The 4740-nt window shown below is 66.7% G+C and carries 5 protein-coding genes and 1 pseudogene; 1 reads left to right on the plus strand and 5 read right to left on the minus strand.

Annotated features, from left to right (window positions below):
• The 3 genes and pseudogenes from ACFWF3_RS24760 to ACFWF3_RS24770 all read right to left on the minus strand — a co-directional run.
• Nucleotides 1-624, minus strand: a pseudogene (locus tag ACFWF3_RS24760) (hypothetical protein); the annotation flags it as partial.
• 160 nt (nt 625-784) lie between these two features.
• Nucleotides 785-1072, minus strand: a complete 288-nt coding sequence (locus ACFWF3_RS24765; RefSeq protein WP_379315572.1) for a DUF1905 domain-containing protein — start codon at nt 1070-1072, stop codon at nt 785-787.
• 25 nt (nt 1073-1097) lie between these two features.
• Nucleotides 1098-1478 (minus strand): DUF1761 family protein, encoded by a 381-nt coding sequence (locus ACFWF3_RS24770; RefSeq protein ID WP_379315574.1) that lies wholly within the window; start codon nt 1476-1478, stop codon nt 1098-1100.
• 76 nt (nt 1479-1554) lie between these two features.
• Here ACFWF3_RS24770 and ACFWF3_RS24775 point away from each other — a divergent pair, with 76 nt between their 5' ends.
• Nucleotides 1555-2202 (plus strand): TetR/AcrR family transcriptional regulator, encoded by a 648-nt coding sequence (locus ACFWF3_RS24775; protein WP_379315576.1) that lies wholly within the window; start codon nt 1555-1557, stop codon nt 2200-2202.
• Between the two features lie 13 nt (nt 2203-2215).
• Here ACFWF3_RS24775 and ACFWF3_RS24780 read toward each other — a convergent pair whose 3' ends face one another.
• The gene (locus ACFWF3_RS24780; protein ID WP_379315578.1) at nt 2216-3415 is read right to left on the minus strand and encodes an alpha/beta fold hydrolase; all 1200 of its coding nucleotides are present in this window, start codon (nt 3413-3415) and stop codon (nt 2216-2218) included.
• A 334-nt stretch (nt 3416-3749) separates the two neighbouring features.
• A partial coding sequence (gene gndA / locus ACFWF3_RS24785) for an NADP-dependent phosphogluconate dehydrogenase (protein WP_379315580.1) occupies nt 3750-4740 on the minus strand: 991 nt, incomplete at its 5' end.

The following is a 4740-nucleotide window of genomic DNA, read 5'->3' on the forward strand; positions in this document are numbered from 1 at the left end:
CTTCTTCCAACCGATCAGCACGACTTCTTGGTGGGTGACATTCTTGACCTTGGTCCAGGCGGGGCTGCGCTGCCCGGGCAGGTACCAGCTGTTACGACGCTTGCAGATGATGCCTTCCAGTCCGAGTTCCTGCGAGATCGCCAGGGCGTCTGCGGCGGGACCGGGGAGCAAGTGCGGGACGCGCCAATGCGGGCGGGTCAACCCGAGATGTTCGAGGAGCTCGCGTCGCTGGGCATAGGGCAATTCGATCAGCGGCCGGTCGCCGATGTGGAGAAGGTCGAAGATCATGTAAGTCGCCGGAGTCGATTGCGCAAGGGCGCGGATAGCGGCTGGGTTGCGCTGGTGCATTCGCGGCGCCAATGCCTGAAACGAGGATCGGCCCGCGTGTTCGATCACGATCTCGCCGTCGACCACGAACCCGGGCTCGGCCGGAGCGAGCCCGGACAGCTCGGGCCAGGCGACGGTGATGTCGTTGCCATTGCGCGACTCGAGCCGCAGTTCGTCATCGATATAGGCAATGGCCCGGATTCCGTCGTACTTCACTTCGTATGCCCAGCGGTCACCGTCGGCAGGCAGATGACCCGCCGTGGCCAGCATCGCGGCATAGTGCGGCAATCGGGTCATACAGGCCTCACCATCACCTGATCGATCCCCTGGACACCGTCAGCAAACATTCAGCATAGCCCTGGTGCGTTACGCGCCGATGTCGCGAAGACCAACTCGGCCACCGTGCGGCCGTCCCCGGATCCACTGCGCCCCAAGCAGGGCACCGCGCCACCGTCTGTCAGCTCAATCGTTCAGTCAGCTCGACGGTGACTTCGTCGCCATCGGTCTTTCCGATGCGGCGGCGGATCTCGGCGGCGACGGGAAGCTTGTGGGTGCCGTCGCCGAGTGCCATGAACGACGATGTGAACGCGACACCGTCCACCGTTCCCTTCACCTTGACCAGGCCCCGGGTGCCGAAGATCCGCGCGGAGTCGGGCAGTTGCACGCATGTCCACGTGTCACCCGCCCTGACTTTTCCGAGGACAGCGGTGAACGTGATGTCGATCGGTCCCGGTGCGGTGTTCATGAGAGCTCCTGTCGGGGTTCGGGATTCAGACGAACATGCCGAGCACGACACCGCTGACGACCAACTTCAGGACCCAGTCGGTCATATGCACCAGAGCGGTCGGTATCGGCACGTTCTCGTGGACGATGGCGCCGGCGAGGATGGTCACCGGTAGTACCGCCACGATCGCACCTACCGCCGCCCCGGCGGCGATGCCATGCCGATCGCCGGCGACGAGCAGTGCCGCCAGCACCCCCGCGGCCAGTACCCCCCGCAGCACCACGAACAGCATCTGGACCGGCATGCCGATTCCGGGACGCGGGGTACTCGTCCTCGACACCAGCGCGGCGATCGGCGGTGTCGCGTACAGCACCGCGCTGATGACGAACGAGACGACCGCCGCAACGACGACACCTGCAACTATCATGGCCAACTCCTTGAGTACGATCCAGTACTTAATCTAGGAGGATGAATAAGTACTGTCAAGTACTAATATGGGGAGCATGACCTCTTCTGCTCGACGCCGTGGCCGGCCACCCGGGAAGTCCGGCGCCGAACTACTCACCGTCGCCCGCGAGGTGTTTCTCGAGCGCGGGTTCGCGGGATCGACGATGGACGAGATCGCCGCACGCGCCGGGATCTCCAAAACATCGCTGTATCGCGAACATCCGTCGAAAGAGGGCTTGTTCGCCGCGGTCGTGGAGCACTGGACCGCCGCCGGGCGTGATGCGATGCGACCCGCCCTCACCGAACTCGAGACCGCCGAGGATGTCCGCGAGGGCCTACTCGTCTGGGCACGAACGCTGCTGGCCGGCGTCCTCTCGCCGACCGTGGTGGAAATGCGCAGGCTGGTCACCGCCGAGGCGGCCCGCCTGCCCGAGGTCGGGGCGACATATCTGCACCAGAGCTGGGTCCGCAATATCGGCGCTCTCGCCACCACGCTGCAGGCACTCGACGCACGCGACGTGCTCGCGATCCCCGACCCCCGGGCCGCAGCCGAACAGCTCACCTGGCTGGTCGTGGGCGCACCGCTGAACGCCCGAATGCTCGATGCCACAGCAATATCGGCAAACCCCTCCGGCGCAGCGATAGATCTCTTCCTGGCCGCCTACCGACCTGCCCTGACCGCATCCGAGCTCGGCGATCCGTGATGCGGCCACGCCCTCAGGCGAGCGCCTCGTCCGCGAGCGCTCGCGCCGCCTCGTCGGGCGCGTAGCTCGCCAGCGCGAGGACAAGGCTTCGGATCCCGGTCCGCGCGGATGGCGGCAAGTGCGCGTGGCGTGCGACATCGAGCTCGTTGGCGATCGTCAGCACCGCGAAATCATGCAGTTCAGCACCCTGGACCAGCGTGGAAGTGCCGGTGAAGCGGTCGATCACCGACAGCGGCTCTCGCCCGAGGCCGCGGTATGTCCGTTCGCGGTCGCACCCGCCGTAGAGATAGACCAGGCCCTCGGCGTCGTGCCCGATCACGGTCGCCAGCCGCGGCCGATCGGTTGTCGGCAGGAGCTCGACAGCGAATCCGTCCGTGCCATAGGACGCGTGGCAGATCGCGGCCAGACGGGTTCGCGGCGTGGCGTTCCATTCGACCACGAGGGCGTGGACCCGGCGCAGGTGAGCGTGCAGAGTTCCGCCGGGATGTTCGATCACTTCGGCACCGAGAACCCGCTGCAGGTCGAATGCGCTCTGAACAGCGTGGGCGGTAGCGAGCCAGGTGCCTGCGTGCTCCGAGACAATGCGTGCGAGCTCTTCGGGAGCCTCCCGGGCGACGAGATGTCCGGCATCGGGCACACGGGTAACCGTGACACGACGATCGGTGAGGAACCGATCCACTTCGGCGTCGGTGAGCGGCGACCGTCCGCCGCGCACGAGCAGCATCGGCACTTCCGAACCGACTGCCGTCGCATGCAGCGCAGGCCCGGCCGCGAGGCTGTCTTCCACCAGTTCGGTGCGTTGATCGCGAAGCCCGCTGTCACTGAGCCAGGCGCGTACCCGATCCGGATCGGAATTCGGCACCACATCGACAAGGATCAGACCGGCCACACGACCGGCAATATCCGGTTCGCCGAGCGCGGCGATGGCAGCGAGCCCGCCGACGGAAGCGCCCACCACCACGAACGGGGCCGGCTCACGCCGCACCATGTCGGCCACGTCATCGGCAACCGCCCGAAGATCTGTCGCCTCCCCTGTGCTGTCGCCGTGTCCACGCAAATCGAAGGCCACCGCCCGGAATCCGGCCGCGGCGATCTGCGACGCGACCGGTGCCCACACGCCGCGATCCTCGCCTCCCGCATGGAGCAACAGCACCGTCGGGCCCGCGCCGGTCACGGTGCCCCGCAGGGTGACATCACCCAGAGCGATGCTCATGTCGGTCATGAGTGAACCGATCGCCGGCAATCGAGGCCACCGCCGTCCGTGAGCACACCGTTCGGTCGCGGATTGTCCTTGCGCGCAGCAGGTTCGGTCGCATTCATGATGCTCCTCGGCGAACGTCGGGAATGACGCTGTGTGGTTTCGTCGCAGACTTCGGAATTCGGGTCGACACCCGCCCCGCGTCCTGCGTCCCGAACGGGGACGCGTCGATAACGCGGGGCGGGTTGCCGCCCTGGGTCCACGACCATCATCAGCGACAAACCACCAGCGGGTCAATCCTCGGTTTCCCTTGGCCGACCCCGAGATTCACCACACCGGCAGTCAGAGCTCAGCCCGCGACGACCTCGCTGCGGTCACCGCTCCACAGAGTGTGGAACTTGCCGTCGGCGTCGATGCGCTCGTAGGTATGTGCGCCGAAGAAGTCACGCTGGCCCTGGGTCAGCGCGGCGGGCAGGCGCTCTGCGCGCAGTGCGTCGTAGTACGACAGCGAGGACGCGAACGCCGGGACCGGGATTCCGAGCAGGGTGGCGGTGGATACCACGCGCCGCCAGCTGTCGATCGCGGTCTCGATGGCCTCGCGGAAGTACGGCGCGAGGATCAAGCTCGGCAGGGCGGGGTCCTGCTCATACGCTTCCTTGATCCGGTTCAGGAACCGAGCCCGGATGATGCAGCCGCCGCGCCAGATCGTCGCCAGATCGCCGGGGTGCAGATCCCAGCTGTACTCGGCGCTGCCCGCGGCGATCTGGTCGAAGCCCTGTGCGTAGGCGACGACCTTGGACGCGTACAGCGCCTGCCGGATGTCCTCGGTGAACTGCTCGACATCGGTGGGCTTGTCGGCGAGTGTGCCCGAGGCGAGACCCACCGCGGCTTTGCGCTGGGCACGCGAACCCGACAGCGCCCTGGCGAAGACCGCCTCCGCGATGCCGGTCACCGGCACACCGAGATCGAGCGCGGACTTGACCGTCCAGCGGCCGGTGCCCTTCTGCTCGGCGGCGTCGACGATGACGTCGACCAGCGGCTTGCCGGTCTTCGCGTCGACCTGCGCGAGCACCTGCGCGGTGATCTCGACCAGATAGCTCTCCAGGTCCCCGGAGTTCCACTGTGTGAACACGTCCGCGATCTGCCCGGCGTCGAAACCGAGCGCGTCACGGAACAGGTGGTAAGCCTCACCGATCAGCTGCATATCGGCGTATTCGATGCCGTTGTGCACCATCTTGACGAAGTGTCCGGAACCGTCGGGGCCGATGTGGGTGCAGCACGGCGTGCCGTCGACCTGCGCCGCGATCGACTCGAGCAGCGGGCCGAGCGATTCGTAGGAT

It is taken from the genome of Nocardia sp. NPDC060220, assembly GCF_042727815.1.
Lineage (GTDB): Bacteria > Actinomycetota > Actinomycetes > Mycobacteriales > Mycobacteriaceae > Nocardia.

Coding starts and splice junctions, on each gene's coding strand:
- ACFWF3_RS24765 (WP_379315572.1), bottom strand. CDS start 1,072: ATGAACACCGCACCGGGACCGATCGACATCACGTTCACCGCTGTCCTC.
- ACFWF3_RS24770 (WP_379315574.1), bottom strand. CDS start 1,478: ATGATAGTTGCAGGTGTCGTCGTTGCGGCGGTCGTCTCGTTCGTCATC.
- ACFWF3_RS24775 (WP_379315576.1), top strand. CDS start 1,555: ATGACCTCTTCTGCTCGACGCCGTGGCCGGCCACCCGGGAAGTCCGGC.
- ACFWF3_RS24780 (WP_379315578.1), bottom strand. CDS start 3,415: ATGAGCATCGCTCTGGGTGATGTCACCCTGCGGGGCACCGTGACCGGC.